The organism is Parashewanella hymeniacidonis (assembly GCF_016900895.1).
Taxonomy (GTDB): domain Bacteria; phylum Pseudomonadota; class Gammaproteobacteria; order Enterobacterales; family Shewanellaceae; genus Parashewanella; species Parashewanella hymeniacidonis.
Genome location: NZ_JAFEUN010000094.1, coordinates 1 through 17,952, shown reverse-complemented (window position 1 = coordinate 17,952; position 17,952 = coordinate 1). Strand labels below are relative to the sequence as shown.

Annotated in this window: 13 protein-coding genes and 5 tRNA genes; 2 read left to right on the top strand and 16 right to left on the bottom strand. The window is 40.1% G+C overall.

All coding sequences use genetic code 11. The features are described from left to right. Nucleotides 1–128: 128 nt before the first annotated feature. The 16 genes from nth to pabB form a co-directional block, all read right to left on the bottom strand. A complete protein-coding gene (nth, locus tag JQC92_RS16635; protein ID WP_205000697.1) occupies nucleotides 129–770 on the bottom strand; it encodes an endonuclease III in 642 nt (213 codons plus the stop codon). Nucleotides 771–944: 174 nt separating this feature from the next. After that, entirely contained in the window at nucleotides 945–1,640 is a 696-nt protein-coding gene (locus JQC92_RS16630; protein WP_205000696.1) for an electron transport complex subunit E, read from the bottom strand. Next, on the bottom strand, nucleotides 1,633–2,271 hold the full coding sequence (rsxG, locus tag JQC92_RS16625) for an electron transport complex subunit RsxG (protein WP_205000695.1): 639 nt from the start codon (nucleotides 2,269–2,271) through the stop codon (nucleotides 1,633–1,635). Before rsxG ends, JQC92_RS16630 begins: the two co-directional genes overlap by 8 nt. A 9-nt stretch (nucleotides 2,272–2,280) precedes the next feature. Next, nucleotides 2,281–3,330, bottom strand: coding sequence for an electron transport complex subunit RsxD (gene rsxD / locus JQC92_RS16620; RefSeq protein WP_205000694.1), 1,050 nt, complete (start codon nucleotides 3,328–3,330; stop codon nucleotides 2,281–2,283). Between the two features lie 6 nt (nucleotides 3,331–3,336). After that, nucleotides 3,337–5,481: an electron transport complex subunit RsxC gene (gene rsxC / locus JQC92_RS16615; protein WP_205000693.1), complete on the bottom strand. Its 2,145-nt coding sequence runs from the start codon at nucleotides 5,479–5,481 to the stop codon at nucleotides 3,337–3,339. Next, complete coding sequence (gene rsxB, locus JQC92_RS16610) at nucleotides 5,475–6,047, bottom strand: electron transport complex subunit RsxB (protein WP_205000692.1); 573 nt, start codon at nucleotides 6,045–6,047, stop codon at nucleotides 5,475–5,477. Before rsxB ends, rsxC begins: the two co-directional genes overlap by 7 nt. Beyond that, complete coding sequence (rsxA, locus tag JQC92_RS16605; RefSeq protein ID WP_205000691.1) at nucleotides 6,047–6,625, bottom strand: electron transport complex subunit RsxA; 579 nt, start codon at nucleotides 6,623–6,625, stop codon at nucleotides 6,047–6,049. The genes rsxB and rsxA overlap by 1 nt, the downstream gene beginning before the upstream one ends. Before the next feature lie 124 nt (nucleotides 6,626–6,749). After that, nucleotides 6,750–8,642, bottom strand: coding sequence for an EAL domain-containing protein (locus JQC92_RS16600; RefSeq protein ID WP_205000690.1), 1,893 nt, complete (start codon nucleotides 8,640–8,642; stop codon nucleotides 6,750–6,752). 156 nt (nucleotides 8,643–8,798) lie between these two features. Then, a tRNA-Asn gene (locus JQC92_RS16595) sits at nucleotides 8,799–8,874 on the bottom strand. A gap of 22 nt (nucleotides 8,875–8,896) precedes the next feature. After that, nucleotides 8,897–8,972 (bottom strand) — tRNA-Asn (locus tag JQC92_RS16590). 20 nt (nucleotides 8,973–8,992) lie between these two features. Further along, nucleotides 8,993–9,068: transfer RNA gene (locus JQC92_RS16585), tRNA-Asn, on the bottom strand. A 25-nt stretch (nucleotides 9,069–9,093) separates the two neighbouring features. Further along, nucleotides 9,094–9,169, bottom strand: a tRNA-Asn gene (locus JQC92_RS16580). A gap of 40 nt (nucleotides 9,170–9,209) precedes the next feature. Beyond that, nucleotides 9,210–9,285: transfer RNA gene (locus JQC92_RS16575), tRNA-Asn, on the bottom strand. Between the two features lie 186 nt (nucleotides 9,286–9,471). Beyond that, a complete protein-coding gene (gene asnS / locus JQC92_RS16570; protein ID WP_205000689.1) occupies nucleotides 9,472–10,872 on the bottom strand; it encodes an asparagine--tRNA ligase in 1,401 nt (466 codons plus the stop codon). A 685-nt stretch (nucleotides 10,873–11,557) separates the two neighbouring features. Continuing rightward, complete coding sequence (locus JQC92_RS16565; RefSeq protein WP_205000688.1) at nucleotides 11,558–12,151, bottom strand: NUDIX hydrolase; 594 nt, start codon at nucleotides 12,149–12,151, stop codon at nucleotides 11,558–11,560. A 9-nt stretch (nucleotides 12,152–12,160) separates the two neighbouring features. Then, nucleotides 12,161–13,567 (bottom strand): aminodeoxychorismate synthase component I, encoded by a 1,407-nt coding sequence (gene pabB / locus JQC92_RS16560; RefSeq protein WP_205000687.1) that lies wholly within the window; start codon nucleotides 13,565–13,567, stop codon nucleotides 12,161–12,163. A gap of 133 nt (nucleotides 13,568–13,700) precedes the next feature. On the opposite strand from pabB, the gene JQC92_RS16555 reads away from it, so the two are divergent. Continuing rightward, on the top strand, nucleotides 13,701–15,242 hold the full coding sequence (locus tag JQC92_RS16555; protein WP_205000686.1) for a fumarate hydratase: 1,542 nt from the start codon (nucleotides 13,701–13,703) through the stop codon (nucleotides 15,240–15,242). 374 nt (nucleotides 15,243–15,616) lie between these two features. Next, nucleotides 15,617–17,683 carry a dipeptidyl-peptidase 5 gene (locus JQC92_RS16550; RefSeq protein WP_205000685.1) on the top strand — a complete coding sequence of 689 codons (2,067 nt, stop codon included), beginning with the start codon at nucleotides 15,617–15,619 and terminating at the stop codon, nucleotides 17,681–17,683. Nucleotides 17,684–17,952 lie beyond the last annotated feature (269 nt).

Sequence of the window (17,952 nt, the reverse complement as noted above, 5' to 3'; positions counted from 1 at the left end):
CGAAGAAGTCACTTCGTTTTTTAATCAAGTCATGCAAATGGATACTTTCACTTTACGACAAGAGGCTATTTTAGCTGGAAAGTATCCATAATTTCAGGTGAAAATGAACTCCGAAACTTGAGTATTAATTACTCTTCTGGGTAGATTTTATCTTTAAACTCACATAAATCTTCAATAGTACAGCTGCCACATCGAGGTTTACGAGCAATGCAGGTATAACGTCCATGTAGGATAAACCAATGATGTACGTCGACTTTGAACTCTGCGGGTACCACTTTCAGCATTTTTTGCTCTACCTGATCTACATTCTTACCGGGAGCAAAGCGAGAGCGATTAGCTAATCTAAAAATGTGTGTATCAACGGCAATGGTTGGCCAACCAAAAGCTGTGTTGAGTACAACGTTTGCAGTTTTACGACCAACGCCTGGTAGAGCTTCGAGCGCATCTCTGTCTTCTGGAACTTCACCATTGTGTTTATCAAGGAGTATTTTGCAGGCTTTAATTACATTGATTGCTTTATTGTTATAAAGGCCGATTGTCTTAATGTACTCTTTAAGTCCATCAACACCTAGGTCGTAAATCGTCTGCGCTGTATTTGCGATAGGAAATAATTTATCAGTTGCTTTATTTACCGATACATCAGTTGCTTGAGCAGACAGTGTAACGGCGACTAACAACTCAAAAGGACTTGAAAAATTAAGTTCTGTTTCAGGCTTAGGGTTATTCTCTCTCAGCCGTTCGAGGATTTGGCGTCGCTTTTGATTGTTCATTGTTATAAGTACCTATGCAGATGTAATCGGATAACTCTGGTTTGATTGCTGAGTACAATACAAGTTCCAGCGATGGGCGCATAGCCATTCTATGCAACCTGAGCTGGAACGCAGTAGTGTGCTTAGATAGTGAATCAGAATGTATGGTTTCATTTGTATAGGTACTTATACTTATTAGCCTACTTTAGTTATTCGAGCACGAGCGACTTCCTCTACTTGAGGTGCAGGCTTTCGTTCTTCAAGCTTTTTATCAATCATATTTTTTGCAGCAATGAGTAGCCCCATACCTATAAATGCGCCAGGCGGTAACATTGCTAATAAAAACGAGGTATCGAAGTGAAATATATGAATCGTTAAGCTTTTAGCCCAATCGCCAAGTAATTGGTCTGCACCCGCAAACAGTGTGCCTTGGCTGAGAATTTCTCTGATGCCACCTAAAACAGCAAGTACCAAAGTAAAACCTAATCCCATCATAAAGCCATCAAATGCAGATTTTGGCACATTATTACGAGAAGCAAAGGCTTCTGCACGACCTATAATGACGCAGTTAGTTACAATTAAAGGCAAGAAAATGCCCAGTGATAAATACAAACCATAAGCATAAGCATTGATGAGTAACTGAACTGCGGTTACTAATGCAGCAATGATCATCACAAAAACAGGAATACGGATTTCTTTAGGTACAAACTCGCGCACAAGTGAGACTAAAATATTGGAACAAACGAGTACCACCATAGTGGCAATCCCTAAACCAAGAGCATTAGTCACTGTAGAAGTCACAGCAAGAAGTGGGCATAGACCGAGTAATTGAACAAGCCCTGGATTGTTCTTCCACAAGCCTTGTATGGCAATATCTTTAAAATTACTCATGGTGATCCCCACATTTTTGTGACTGACGAACAATCATATCAAAATTACTATGGATGTAATTTAACGCCTTATGAACGGCTTTTACATAAGCTCTTGGTGTAATAGTAGCGCCGGTAAATTGATCAAACTCACCGCCATCTTTTTTTACTTTCCATTGTTTAGTCGAAGTATTTCTTAAAGACTTTCCATTAAAACTATTAACCCAATCAGACTTAGAAAGTTCAATTTTGTCACCTAGACCTGGAGTTTCATTCTGTTCTAGTGTTCTCACCCCAAGCACTTTTCCAGATTTATCCGCAGCTACAATGAGCTTGATATTACCGTTGTAGCCATCTGGGGCCACAGCTTCAATGGCAATGGCTGTAGCTTGTTCTTTTTTGAATGCAACAAATGCGGAAACCGCATCTTCAGTTCCTAAAGCTTTGGGCTCAACAATGGCTCGACAACTTGTGACCAAGTTATTATCGTGGATCTGCATTGGTATGATTTGCTCAAGCACTTTTAACCTTTGCAATTGTTTTTGTTCCGCAATTTTGCCTTCAGTGACTTTATTGACAACAGAGACTGCTGCTGTGCACAACATGGCAAAAACAGCTAGGATCAGACCATTTCTTAATACTGGATTACTCATTGTGGCGTCCTAATTAATTCTTCTGTGACCATAACTGCGTGGTCTTATGTAGTAGTCAATTAAAGGGGCTGCTAAGTTGGCAAGTATTACTGCAAAAGCAAATGCATCAGGGTAACCACCAAAACTACGAATGACATATACACATAAACCAATAACAAAACCAAATAACAGTCTTCCACGTTCGCTGGTAGCAGCCGTTACTGGGTCTGTAGCAATAAAGAATGCAGCTAACATCGTTGCACCTGAAAACACTTGGTTTATCGGTGAGATATGAGTATCAGGTTCTAATAAGAAACCAAAGCTGCTACAAACGAATAAGGTGACAATAATACTTACCGGAATATGCCATCTAACGATCTTGAGCTTTAATAGAGCAAGTCCACCGAGCAGGTAAGCCATATTAATCCAAAACCATCCAACGCCATGATGGCCATCGAAAGCTGGTTGATTAAGAATCTCTGTAGATGTCAGCTTGAGTGACAAGCCTGTTTTATAGCTGTCCAGTGGTGTTGCCATTGATATGCCATCAATGGTCAGCTTCCAATGCTCTGGTGCAAAATGACTTAACCCAAAAATTGCTTGTAGACTGTCAGTAATTGATGGCGGATATGCAGCAATTTCTGTAGGAGCAGGCCAACTTGTCATCTGAACTGGAAATGAAACCAACAACAATACATACGCTGCCATTGCAGGATTAAAAATGTTATTGCCTAGACCACCATAGAGCTGTTTTACAATAACAATCGCGAATATTGTGCCGATGACTATCATCCACCATGGCGCCATTGCGGGTATTGCAACGGCCAATAAAACAGCAGTAACAACTGCACTATAGTCGGTCAATGCATAGCGAATGCTTTTGTTGCGCATTTTCATTATCAATGCTTCTGAGCCAACAGCAACCGCCACCGCCAATAGTATCTGAATGAATGTTCCCCAGCCAAAAAAGTACAACTGAGCTGCGATACCAGGCAATAAACATAGAAGCAATCGTTGCATAACCTTATGAGTCTGCAGGTTGCTATTAATGTGTGGTGATGAGGCTATTTTAAATGCCATGGTGGTTTATTGCTCCTCTCTTGCAAGTTTTTTCGCTTTGGCTTTTGCTACTGCAGCAGCGATTATTGCTTTCTTTTGTTCTTCAGCAGATAACTCTATTTCAGGTTTTTTCTCAATAAAGACAGATTCTTCAACTACAGTCTCTTTGTTATCATTTTGTGCTTTTTTAGCTTTAGCCTTGGCTACGGCAGCAGCAATTTTTGCTTTCTTAAGCTCTTCGGGAGAAGCTTGTTCCGCGATATTCTCTTCAGACACTTCTAGGCTTGAGTTAGATTCTGACTCACCCGTTAAATTTGTCTCTTTTTGCGCTTTTTTAGCTTTTGCTTTTGCAATGGCCGCAGCGATTTTTGCTTTTTTATCGAGTACAGGTTGCTGGCTTGCAGTTGAGTCAGAAGCAGGTTCTATTGATTCATCGGATTCAGTTCGTTGCTTTGCAAGTTTTTTAGCTTTTGCTCTAGCAACGGCAGCAGCAATTTGTGCTTTTTTATCGTTAGCAGGTGTTTCTATATGTTCAGACTGAGTATCTTCAGATTGCTGAACTTGCTTCTTGGCTTTAGCTCGAGCAATTGCTGCAGCAACTTGTGATTGTTTGTCTGATGTTGCTTCTGGTGATTTGCCCTCAGAAGACTTTTTCGCTTTAACTCTGGCAAGTGCAGCTGCAACAGCGCCTTTATCACCAGATGACATATTGGATTTACGGCGCTCAGCTGCTTTTTTCGCTTTTTCTTCACGTTCACGCTTTTCTTTTTCTAAACGTTCAAGGCGAGCATCAAATCGTTTCTTCGCTTGTTCTGCTGCAATTTGTTCTTGTTCTTCTTTACGAATAGCTGACTTAGCTACACGGTAATATTCAACGAGTGGAATGTCTGAAGGGCAAACATAGTTACAACAGCCACACTCGATACAATCCTTTAAGTTATAACTGGCCGCTTTGTCATATTCTTCTGCTTTAGAATGCCAGAAAAGCTGTTGAGGTAATAAACCCGCAGGGCAGGCTACAGCACATTCACCGCAGCGAATACAAGCACGTTCATTTGACTCTGTAGTAAACTCGCTGATTGATGGTACAATGATACAGTTCGAACCTTTTAAAATTGGTGCACTCAGATCAATTTGCATATGTCCCATCATCGGGCCACCAACGATAAGTTTTACATTCCTTTTATCTCTCACACCAACCGAATTCAATAAGTGCTCGATAGGTGTACCAATTGGCACCCAGTAGTTACCTGGTCTTGTAACATTCTCACCTGTTATGGTCACCACACGTTCTATGAGTGGTTTACGTTGTTCAATAGCTTCGCCAATCGCCATAGCGGTACCGACGTTATGAACAACAACACCTAACTGCGCTGGAATACCTCCAGAGGGTACTTCCTTTCCGGTGAGGATTTGGATAAGTTGCTTTTCACCTCCAGAAGGGTACTTAGTCGGAACGACAGTGACTCTGCCTTTACTGGCTAAAGCGCCAAATTTTGCTAAAGCGATATTCATTGCTTTAGCTGCTTCTGGTTTATTATCTTCAATTGCAATAATAAATCTAAGAGGGTCGAGCAATGCGTCGATATAAGTCATGCCTTTAAGAATATCTTCAGCATGTTCACGCATTAGCCTGTCGTCAGAGGTAATGTACGGTTCACACTCAATACCGTTGATGATCACTAATTCAATATCACTGATTGGATTAAGCTTAATATGGCTTGGAAAAGCCGCTCCCCCCATACCAGCAATGCCTGACTCACGAATGCGTGTCAGCATTTGCTCATTAGAAAGCTCTTCAGATGGTAGATTTATTGATTCAAGCCATTCATCTTTACCATCTGCACTCAATACCACACTCAATACAGAAAATGCAGATGGGTGATTACTGGCTCTTGGTTCAATGGCTTTAATTGTCCCTGAAGTCGGTGCATGAGCCGGTAAGTGACCATTACCCTCTGTAAGTGATTCACCTTTTAATACACGATCACCAACGGCAAATTTAAGAATGCAATTTTGCCCGACTGTTGGCACTGGGATAATAAATTCATCAGCAAGTGGAAGCCTATCAATATTAGATTTATTGGACAGGTGCTTATTTTCAAGAGGGTGAATGCCTCCCGAATACGGCCAAAGTGCTCCTTGATCAATTTGTTCCAGTAAACTTAACACTGACGCTCCTCTTCCAACAACTTGACGGGTATAGCATTTAACTTCCAATCCCAGTTCGTTATGTTTTGTTCAACTGGAATCATATCAATGCAATCTACAGGGCAGGGTTCAACACACAAATCACATCCTGTGCAATCTTTAGATATTACGGTATGCATTAATTTACCGGCACCAACTATGGCATCGACAGGGCAAGCTTGAATGCATTTAGTGCAACCTATACATTCTTCCTCTCGTATATAGGCGACTTTTTTAACTTGAGAATCTTCAGTAACATTTAAAGGCTCAGGTTCAACCCCCATAATATCTGCCAGCTTTTCCATTGTTGCTGAGCCACCAGGAGGGCATTTATTAATTTTTTCGCCGTTGGATATAGCCTCAGCGTATGGCCGACAACCAGGATATCCACATTGACCACATTGCGTTTGGGGTAAAGTTGACTCCAATTGTTCGACAATAGGGTTACCTTCAACTTTGAATTTTTCTGAGGCATAACCAAGAAGAAAACCGAAGATTAAAGCGATAACAGTAAGTACGATTACAGCGGTAAAAATATCAACAATCATTATTTAACAAGCCCCGTGAACCCCATAAAGGCTAATGACATTAAACCTGCGGTGATCATTGCAATGGCACCACCTCTAAAAGGTGTTGGTATATCTGCGGCGGCTAAACGCTCTCTCATTGCCGAAAATAAGACCAGAACGATCGAGAAACCTACAGCGGCACCAAAACCATAAACGGCGGATTCAAGAAAATCGTGTTTTTCATTGATATTCAATAGTGCAACACCAAGTACGGCGCAGTTAGTGGTGATTAACGGTAGATAAATACCTAAGGCACGATAAAGCGATGCACTGGTTTTTTGAACAACCATTTCGGTAAATTGAACCACCACAGCAATCACAAGAATAAAGCTGATGGTGCGTAAATACGTTAAATCGAAAGGAACCAGAATATAAACGTTAACAAGATAGCTGAGCACAGAAGCGAGCGTTAAAACAAAGGTGGTAGCCATCGACATGCCAATAGCGGATTCAAGTTTACTTGAAACCCCCATGAACGGGCAAAGGCCGAGGAACTTTACGAGAACAAAATTATTTACCAGTACCGTGCTTATTAACAACAGCAGATATTCAGTCATTGCAAATCATAAAAAATGAATAATGAGTGCTATTATCGACTTTTATTAAGATTTAAACAATATCCTGACCTAAATCAGTCAAGTATCTTGCTGCTTTTATGTTCAAAAGTGATCAATGAGTTAGCTATGCTGCTTTTGTTAGCTTTGGAGAGGCTATATAAAAACCTTGTAAACCATCTACTAATAGCTGTTCAAGTTCAACCTTTTCTGATTGGCTTTCAATGTTCGTTGCAATAACAGTCACACCAATTCGTTTGGCAAGATCGACCATCATTTTTACAAAAAACTTGTTATCGTCATTAGTTTCAATTTGTTTCGTAAAGCTACCATCGAGTTTAATAAAGTCAGGACGAACTTCTTTAAAGAAACGAAACGCAGATAGCCCCATTCCAAAGTGTTCTATTGAAACTTTTAAACCTAAACTGTGCGCTAGCCTCACAAAATTGGCTGAAGCCGTTGTGTTTGCTTGAATTCCTGTTTCATTGACTTCCAAAACTAATTTAGTTGCTAGCTTTTGATGCTGTTTAAAGAAATCTTTCATCCAAGCTTGAAAGCTAGGGTGTAGAGCAGAAGATGTACTGATATTGACGCCGAAGCTCCCTGTTAATAGCGGGTTCTCTCTGAGCATTTTGACGACACTGGTAAGAATTAACTTATCTAAAATCGTGATTAAATCATATCTTTCTGCCATCGCAATTACAGCCGCAGTGGGTAACAGTTTTCCTTCACTATTCTTAAACCGAGTTAACAGTTCTTGGTAAAAGTTTTTAGACGCTCTACATGATTGAATCGGTTGTTGATAAAAAACTAACGACTTACGTTTGATCAAGTTTTCAATAGTGATCTTCCAGCGGTTGTCTCCAACTTGTTCAATATTGTCTGCTTTTTCTATCGCATGATAACAGTTAGGTCCCATAGTCTGAGCAATGCTCAATGCTGCATCTGCTAGTGATAGAAGCGCGATAGGTTTGGAGTCTGCTTTGTAAGGGATCAAGGCAAAGTGCGCAATCGATGATGATTTAAGTGTTTGTTGGTAGAGCTCAAACTCGCCTTTTATTTTTTTTAGTACAGACTCTGTTTCGGAAAATTTAACATGTGGGATGATCGCAGCGAATTCAGCACTGGAAATTCTGAATAGATTAGAGGCTGTATACTTTTCAACGTTTTTTGTCAGTGTCTGTGCGATTTGTTTTAAGTAGCTATCGCCAGCAAGTCGTCCTTTTGATTGATTTATTTGCGACAGTTCACTTGCCTTTAGTAAAAGAAAAACGCCATTATGGTCATGTGCTTTAAGAGAATTTAAGGCTTCTGTAAATTTAAGTGTATTACTCAGTCCTGTTAAAGAATCCGAATAAGCATTTTTATCTAGCTTTCTGTTTTCTTCGATCAATACTTGAAGTTTTAGACCTATCTTTTTTCGACTTTCACGCAGCGCATTTTCAACGGGACTAAAGTTTTTAGGAAGTCCAAAAGAGTTATTTATACTGCTCGGTCGCTGTTCCGTGTATGTAGATATAATTTCGACGAGTTTGTTGATTAGTTGCTTATTAATACTCATGCAAGTATAGGCAACAAAAGCAATGACTATGTAAGCAAAGAAAGAATATAGCCCAATACTGAAAAGCTTATTAAGAAGTCCTTGCTTGGAACGTTGTAAGTTAAATTTTACTTGTAAGCGGCCAGTTGAAAGCTGAGTTGTCGTTCCTGGGTTTTTGGAAATAAGAGAGCTTAAGAAATGGTCATTACTAGGAAGGATGCTTCCACGAGTGAAATTATTATCTCTATTTTCTTTATCAATAAATTGAAAAAATCGAAGCGGAATTTGCTTTTGAATTAGACGATACAATTCCTCGCCATTTCCAGCCCAAGAATCGTATTCACCGATAACCTTATGATATTCAGCTGTTTGATGCGCAGAGATAGTGTTGAACTCTCTGTTGGCGTCGACATATAACCAGCCCCACAATGCACCTAAACAAAGCAACAAAAATAACTGGTAAATTTTCGATGTAAACATAACCAATCCGATCCTTCAGATTTACAAGGTAAGCTTCAAGTCGATTGAATAGATTTCCATATTATTCAAAACCTCTGACTACAAATGCAATTGAAGATTATTGTAACGATTTTTTTAGTAAAGAAAAACTAAATGATGAATAATTGAGAAGAAAATTGGCTCCCCAGACTGGACTCGAACCAGTGACATACGGATTAACAGTCCGCCGTTCTACCAACTGAACTACAGGGGAATAGATATGATTATAAATTTAGTGGCTCCCCAGACTGGACTCGAACCAGTGACATACGGATTAACAGTCCGCCGTTCTACCAACTGAACTACAGGGGAATACTAAATTTTATTTCGATTGGCTCCCCAGACTGGACTCGAACCAGTGACATACGGATTAACAGTCCGCCGTTCTACCAACTGAACTACAGGGGAATCGAAATATGATGTTTAGAAAGTTTGGCTCCCCAGACTGGACTCGAACCAGTGACATACGGATTAACAGTCCGCCGTTCTACCAACTGAACTACAGGGGAATCGACTTTCTTTCACATCTTGTTCTAACGCTTTGTAAATTGGCTCCCCAGACTGGACTCGAACCAGTGACATACGGATTAACAGTCCGCCGTTCTACCAACTGAACTACAGGGGAGTGGCTTCAACATCTCGTTGAGAACGGAGCGCATATTAAAACGGACTTTGGAGTGAGTCAACTGAGGTTTTAAAAAAAAGTGTAATTAAGGTGTTAAGTGGTCATCTAATCAGCATTATGATTAAGAAATAAAAAAGGTGGTCAATTTCTATGCCACCTTTTTGATTAAATCATTTATCTTTCTGATTAGAAGTTTGCACTTCTTGGCGCTCGAGGAAATGGAATTACATCACGGATGTTAGAAACACCGGTCACATAAGAAACTAAACGCTCAAAGCCTAATCCAAAACCGGAATGTGGAACTGTACCGTAACGACGCAAGTCTCGGTACCACCAATAATCTTCCTTATCTAGATTCATTTCTTCTAGGCGAGCATCTAATACATCAAGACGCTCCTCACGTTGAGCTCCACCAATAATCTCACCAATTCCAGGTGCTAATACATCCATAGCTGCAACGGTCTTACCGTCTTCATTCATGCGCATATAGAATGCTTTAATGTCTTTCGGATAGTTTTTGACTACGACAGGTGCATTAAAGTGTTCTTCAGCTAAGTATCTTTCATGTTCAGAGTGAAGATCGATACCCCATTCAACTGCAAACTCAAACTTCTTATTGCAATTTTTTAGGATTTCTACGGCTTCGGTGTAGTCGACTTGAATAAAGTCAGATTCAACAAATGACTCTAAACGTTCAATAACCTTTTTTTCAACACGTTGCGCAAAAAACTCTAAATCATCACGACGCTCAGCTAATACTGCTTTAAACGCATATTTCAGCATATCTTCTGCAAGTGTTGCGATGTCATTCAGATCAGCGAAAGCCACTTCAGGCTCAACCATCCAAAATTCAGCTAAGTGGCGGCTTGTGTTAGAGTTTTCAGCACGGAAAGTTGGGCCAAATGTGTAAACTTTTGACAGAGCACAAGCATAAGTTTCAGCGTTTAATTGACCTGATACTGTCAAAAAAGATTCTTTTCCGAAGAAATCTTTATCGTAATCCACTTCACCTTTGTCAGTGAGAGGGATATTTTGCATATCTAATGTTGAAACACGGAACATTTCACCCGCACCTTCACAGTCAGAGGCTGTGATAAGTGGCGTAGAGGCCCATAAGAAACCTTGCTCATGGTAAAAGCGATGAATGGCTTGTGACAAACAGTTACGAACACGCATAACAGCACCAATAATATTGGTACGAGGACGTAAGTGAGCTAATTCACGAAGATGTTCAATTGAATGACGCTTTGCTGCCATTGGGTATGAGTCAGGATCGTCAACCAAACCAACCACTTCAACTCCAGTTACTTGCAGTTCAAACTTTTGGCCTTTACCTGGTGATTCAACAACTTCACCAGACATGATAACTGAACAACCAGCCGTTAAACGAAGTACTTCATCTTGATAATTATTAAGAGAATTTGGAACAACGCCTTGGATCGGGTCGAAGCAAGAACCATCATAGACAGCTAAGAAAGAGATTCCAGCTTTGGAATCGCGACGAGTTCTTACCCAGCCTCTTACTGAGACAGTTGAACCCACAGAATGCTCCCCTTTAAAAACAGAGGCGATGCTTGCAATAATCATTGTTGCTTGATTCTCCAATAAAGCAATACATAAAAAATAGACCGCTTATATTACCTCTTATAGTTTCAGAAACAAGGAATAATCATCGCCATACAGCTGAATAAAGAGTAGGTTTGAGCTGAAATCTTCTCGCTATTTTGATGATTTGGCTATTAAGTTCATTTTATGAGATTTATATGCAACCCATCGAAATAAAGGTTTGTATATACCCATGATACCTGAAACAGGCATCTTCAAGTAATATGGGTATATACAATTCCTGAGCATGAAAATATGTCACAAATATTGAGTAATCTGAAATTTAATTATCCTAGGGCAGGGGTTGTTGTTTTAACAAATTCACACTATAAAACAGCGATTCGAGCGATAGAGAATGGTTTATATTTGAGATAGTCTGATTTTATGCTCGTAGACGGTGTTGGTAATTCATGCTATGAAAAACTATGGCGACAGTCGACCAAAGGGTGCTAGTTGATAAATACAGACGACTCGAAGGCATTTTTCATGCTTACCATAACTCTTTTAATTATTTAGTTTTTATTGATGACTAAAAGAGTCATATTTGTGAAGCAGCTGAGTTTGCTCATATGAAAAAAATTGACTGTCAGTTAACCAAAACCAAAGGTAATGCAGAAGAATTAGCAAGAGCAAGATTATTAGCAAAACGGCAAAAGTAGAAATTTTGCTAATTATTCGAAACCTTTCTTACTAATACATCAATTATCGATGCTGTAATGCCCCAAATATATTCTCCTTGGCTATGAAGAACTAACACTTCATATTCGATACCTTGTTGAGATGTTCTAATCTCAGATCGATTCAGAGCGTTAAAAAATTCAGAAATAGGAATACTAAAGCAGCGGCTCACTTCATTTGGATCTAGTTTTAAGCTGGAAAGATCATTGATTAAAGCAATAACTGGAAATACTTTAAATCCAGTATAAGTATGTTGAACAGGCAGAGAGCCAAGTATTTCGATGTTATTCGAAGTTATGCCAATTTCTTCTTCTGTTTCTCTTAATGCAGTATGAAAATAGCTCTGATCACATTCTGAAATCTTGCCACCTGGAAAGCAAACTTGCCCAGGGTGGTGTTTCAAATGAAAAGGTCGCTGAGTAAATAAAAGATGAATCTCCCCATTTTTTTCATGTGCGGGAATTAAAACGGCGGATTCGCGGTATTTTTTATAATGAGCAACACTATCAGGAATACAAAAACGATCAGCATTTTCAGGTTGTGGGCTGAGTAATAATCGCTCTTTGAATTCCTGTTTATTCATAGTAGTAACTTAACTCTCAAGCACTGGCAGAATTTTACTGACTTTATCATAGGTTTCTTGATATTCAGCGTCGACATTTGAATCTGCAACGATACCGCCGCCAGCCCAGCAATAGATTTTGTTGTTCTCCGTAACCAACGTTCTAATGGTAATGCTCGTATCCATCTTCCCATCTTGGCTGATGTATCCAATCGAACCACAATAAATACTGCGCCTGCTCGGCTCAAGTTCTTCAATAATTTCCATTGCACGAATTTTGGGAGCACCAGTAATAGAACCTCCCGGAAAGGTCGCATTTAATAAATCGGTTGCGCTCAAACCATCTTTTAAATCCGCAGTGACGGTGCTTACAAGGTGATGTACTGCTGGAAAACTTTCGATGTCGAATAGGTTGGGTACTTTTACGGTACCAGCTTTGGCTACTCGACCGAGGTCGTTACGTAATAAGTCAGTAATCATGAGATTTTCAGCTCTATCTTTTACTGAGTTTTGCAGTTGAACCGCAGCACGCTGATCCTCAACAGAATCAGAGCTTCTTGGTAAAGTACCTTTGATGGGTTTAGTTTCAACTTTTCCGTTATCAAGTTGCAAAAAACGTTCTGGTGAAATCGACAAAATAGTATGTTGAGGTAAGCGTATATATGCAGAAAAAGGCGCTTGGTTTTGGTGACGAAGTTTCAAATATGCCTGCCATTCGTTACCAGAGTAATTTGCTGAAAACCGCTGAGTTAGATTGATTTGATAGCAATCACCACTCAACAAATATGAATGCACTTTATTAAACTTATTGGCGTACTCTGTTTTTGTTATCTGTGCTTGCCATTTTCCAGATAATTTGAATTCTTGTTGAACATTTTTCGGACCACTAAGAGTTTCAGAGATCAATGCTTGCTTAGCATCAATGTACGATTCGTCATCAGAATAGCAGACGAGACTCCAAGTTTGGTCATGGTAATCGTAAATTAATGCCCAATCATAAAAACCAATATTCATCTCATTGAGTGATAAATCATTTTTAGCAAGTTCAGGTAGTTTTTCGACTCTTCGGCCTAAATCGTAATTAAAACTGCCCAATACACCACCTGAAAAAGGCAGTGAGCATTCCAGTTTGTCAGAAAAAATCGCTTGTTGATATTGTTTTAGAACATCAAACGGATTGCTTGTCGTTGTTTTATTCTGTAAATCACAACAAACCTGTGGATTGAGCACTTCAAAATGCGAGCATTGATTTTGCGTAACTAAGGTTGCAACAGGATCAAAGCTGATGATGTCGTACCTAGCATCTGGATGATTGGCATTCGCAGAGTCCAATAATACCGCCCATGGTTTATCTGCAAAATGTGAAAAAACGGCTTCTGTGGTTAAAGTGATGTCAATTTGTCGAACAGAAAGGCATTTTGACTTCCGTGTAACCATTAATTAGACCCTGTGATATAGCTCAAACATTCGGAAAATAGTATCATAAAAAACATCATCACAAATGATCCTATAATAAAAATGCCAATATCTGCATTGGTAGAAAACATGAATGCACTGGAGCGCGTTTAATATGACATCAAACACTCAAGATGCTGGTCAAACAGTAATCAAGCAAGCTGACTTTATCGAAAGCGTCGCAGATGCCCTGCAATATATTTCTTATTACCATCCCAAAGATTTTGTTGATGCAATGTCTGAAGCTTATGAGCGTGAAGAAAGCGCAGCGGCTAAAGATGCGATTGCTCAAATTCTGATTAACTCTCGCATGTCTGCAGAAGGTAAGCGTCCTTTGTGCCAAGACACAGGTATTGTGACGAGCTTTGTAAAGATTGGTATGAATGTTCGTTTTGATAAAACGGATATGACTGTTCAGCAAATGGTAGATGAAGGCGTGCGACGAGCATATATCAACCCAGACAACCCATTGCGCGCATCAATTGTAGCTGACCCAGCTGGCGCTCGTAAGAACACTCGAGATAACACACCTTCAGTGGTCCATCTTGAAATGGTGCCAGGTGATCACATTGAAGTAGCGGTTGCTGCAAAAGGTGGTGGCTCTGAAAATAAATCTAAGATGGCAATGTTGAACCCATCTGATGACGTTGCTGCTTGGGTTGAGAAAACATTACCTACCATGGGCGCAGGCTGGTGTCCTCCAGGTATGTTAGGCATTGGTATTGGCGGTACAGCTGAAAAAGCAGCGGTAATGGCGAAAGAAGCTTTAATGGAAAGTGTTGATATCCATGAGCTAATGAAGCGTGGTGCTCAAAATACAGAAGAAGAATTGCGTTTAGATATTTTCAAGCGTTCAAATGACTTAGGTATTGGTGCTCAAGGTCTGGGCGGTTTAACGACGGTTCTAGATGTGAAAATAAAAACTGCACCGACTCACGCAGCATCAAAGCCTGTTGTGATGATCCCTAACTGTGCAGCAACACGTCACGTTCACTTTCACATAGATGGAACAGGCCCTGCTGAGTTAGCGACACCAACATTAGAAGATTGGCCTGAAATTACACGTGAATCAGGTTCTGACGTAAAACGCGTAAACCTTGATTCAATCACTCAAGAAGAAATTGAAACGTGGAAAAGTGGTGACACCTTACTTTTAAACGGAAAGATGCTTACAGGTCGTGATGCAGCACACAAGCGAATTCAAGGTCTGATTGAATCAGGTGAAGGCTTACCTGAGGGCGTAGACTTCAACGGCAAATTTATCTATTACGTTGGCCCCGTTGATCCAGTTCGTGATGAAGTAGTCGGCCCAGCAGGCCCAACTACAGCAACTCGAATGGATAAATTCACTGACCTAATGCTTGAAAAAACAGGCATTATGGGCATGATTGGTAAGTCTGAGCGTGGTCCAGCTACGGTTGATTCAATTAAGAAACATAAAGCTGTTTATCTTATGGCTGTGGGTGGCGCAGCATATTTAGTGTCAAAAGCAATTAAAAAATCTCGTGTGGTCGCATTTAAAGACTTAGGTATGGAAGCCATTTACGAGTTTGATGTTAAAGACATGCCAGTAACTGTAGCGGTGGATTCAAATGGTGTTAATGCACATGAAACTGGCCCAGCAGAATGGAAAATCAAGATTGCTAATGCAGGTTAAGTAAGCAATTTTTTAACAAAACGCTCAAGTTTCTTGCTCGAGCGTTTTTGTTTCGATATTGTTCTAACCAAGTTTATATACCCTGATACCTGAAGATGCTCGATTTCAGCGAGAATGCACAGCTTGTTAATCAAGGCGACAGTGTGCGGCAATAGTGAGCTATTGTTAGTACTGGCAACACAGAGTAACAAGCTGTGCAACTTTCACTGCGTGGACTGCTCAGCGCCAATTCTTCTTTGTTACATTAGCTCGAAAGAATCCCGATATTCCTTCGCTAATGCGCCTCAAAGAATGGGCTCTGAGAAAGTCCTGAAACAGGCATCTTCAAGTAACATGGGTATATACGTCTATTCAACTTTTAATAAGCACAAAACATGAAAAAACTAACAATAACAAGCGCTGCAATTGCCTTAGCTATAGGTGTAAGTGCACCTGTGTACGCAGAAAAAAACAATAATTCGCATCCTTTCAATGTCAGTGATCTTACACACCTTAATAAGTTGCACAGTGCAGCGGTTTCTCCGGACGGAAGTAAAGCAATTTATGCCGTTAAGCACCGTTTCCAAGATGGTACAACGTCATCAAATTTATACTCATTAAACCTAAATGATACTGAAGCAAAGCCATTTCAGTTAACTCACGATAAAGGCACTGAGCACTCAGTTCAGTTTGCAGCTGATGGTAAGTCGATTTATTTCCTTGCCGTTCGCAACGGCTCTACTCAGCTTTACAACCTACCTTTAACGGGGGGGGAAGCGAAACAAGTTTCTGATTTAAGCCTAGGTATCGATGATTACAAATTATCTAATGATACCGATCAAGTGGCGATGAGCATTCGTGTATTTCCTCAGTGTGAAACACTAAAATGTTCAAAAGATAAATTTGATAAAGAAGCGAATAAAAAGACAACGGGTCGTACTTATACTCAGTTAATGGTTCGTCACTGGGATACGTGGGAAGATCACGCCCGTAATCATATCTTTGTTGCATCTATCGATGGTAATAAGTTAGGAAAAATCACAGATGTTACCCAAGGTTTAGATACTGAAACGCCACCAAAGCCGTTTTCAGGTATGGAGGAAGTTACTTTCACTCCAGATGGTAAGTCAATCGTATACAGTGCAAAAGCGCCAAGTAAAGAGCAATCTTGGACAACAAACTACGATTTATGGCAAGTTGCTGTAACAGGTGGCGAAGCGACAAACCTTACTCCAGAAAACAAAGCGTGGGATTCACACCCTGTATTCTCATCTGATGGCCGTTATATGGCGTATTTTGCGATGACTCGTGCGGGAGCTGAAGCGGATCGTTTTCGTATTATGTTGCGCGATACAGTAACAGGACAAACTAAAGAAGTTGCACCACTATGGGATCGAAGCCCAAGTTCAATTATGTTTGGTGATGATAATCAAACTCTTTACGTGACAGCGCAAGATGTTGGTCAAGTTACATTATTTGAAGTGAATACTCAGTTTGGTGATGTACGTCCAATCTACAACAAAGGTTACAATAGTTTTGTTGCCGTTGAGAATGGTAAGGCTATTTTTTCTCATAAGAGCCTTGATGAGCCAGGTGATTTATACAGCATTAACCTAAACGGAGAAGGCCTTAAACAAATCACTCACGTAAATGAAGAAAAGCTTAAAGACATCAAATTTGGTGAATATGAGCAATTTACTTTTAAAGGCTGGAACAACGAAGACGTTTATGGTTATTGGATTAAGCCCGCTAATTATGAAGAAGGTAAAAAGTATCCTGTTGCTTTCTTAGTTCACGGTGGTCCGCAAGGGTCGTTTGGCAACGGTTTTAGTGGCCGTTGGAATGCACAACTTTGGGCTGGAGCTGGCTATGGTGTCGTGATGGTCGACTTCCATGGTTCAACAGGTTATGGTCAAAAATTTACGGATTCAATCACTAAAGATTGGGGTGGTAAGCCGCTTGAAGATCTTCAAAAAGGCCTAGCAGCTGTTGGTCAGCAACAAGAGTGGTTAGATACTAAAAACGCTTGTGCATTAGGTGGCTCATACGGTGGCTACATGATGAACTGGATTGAAGGTAAATGGAGCGATGGTTTTAAATGTCTTGTAAACCATGCAGGTTTATTTGATATGCGCTCAATGTACTATGTAACTGAAGAACTTTGGTTCCCTGAGCACGAGTTTGGTGGTCAATACAAAGATAATAAAGCGTTATACGAAAAGTTTAACCCAGTTAATTACGTTGAGAACTGGAAAACGCCAATGCTCGTGATTCATGGCGAGAAAGATTTCCGAGTTCCTTATGGACAAGGTCTGGCGGCGTTTAGCTTCTTACAACGTAATAACATTCCGTCAGAGTTATTAATTTTCCCAGATGAGAATCATTGGATTCTGAATCAAGATAACCTAGAGCAGTGGTATGGCAGTGTTCTAGGCTGGATGGAACGTTGGACGAAGAAGTAAGCTCTAAACTGAGTAAAGAAAGAAGAGGCCGAATGGCCTCTTCTTTCTATTGAAAAGATTAAGTTTGATGCTGGGCAATAAAGTATCAAACTGTATCAGCTGTAATGTGATGTTTTCTAGCTCATTTCTATGCCCTAAACCTTTACAGTTATAAACATCAGGTTGCATCCCAATTAGGAAAGCTTGGAAGTGTAAAAGATAAAGCTCGTGGATGGTGGGTTCATTCAACACTTTTATTAGATGCCTTTACCACCAAGACCATTGGCCTT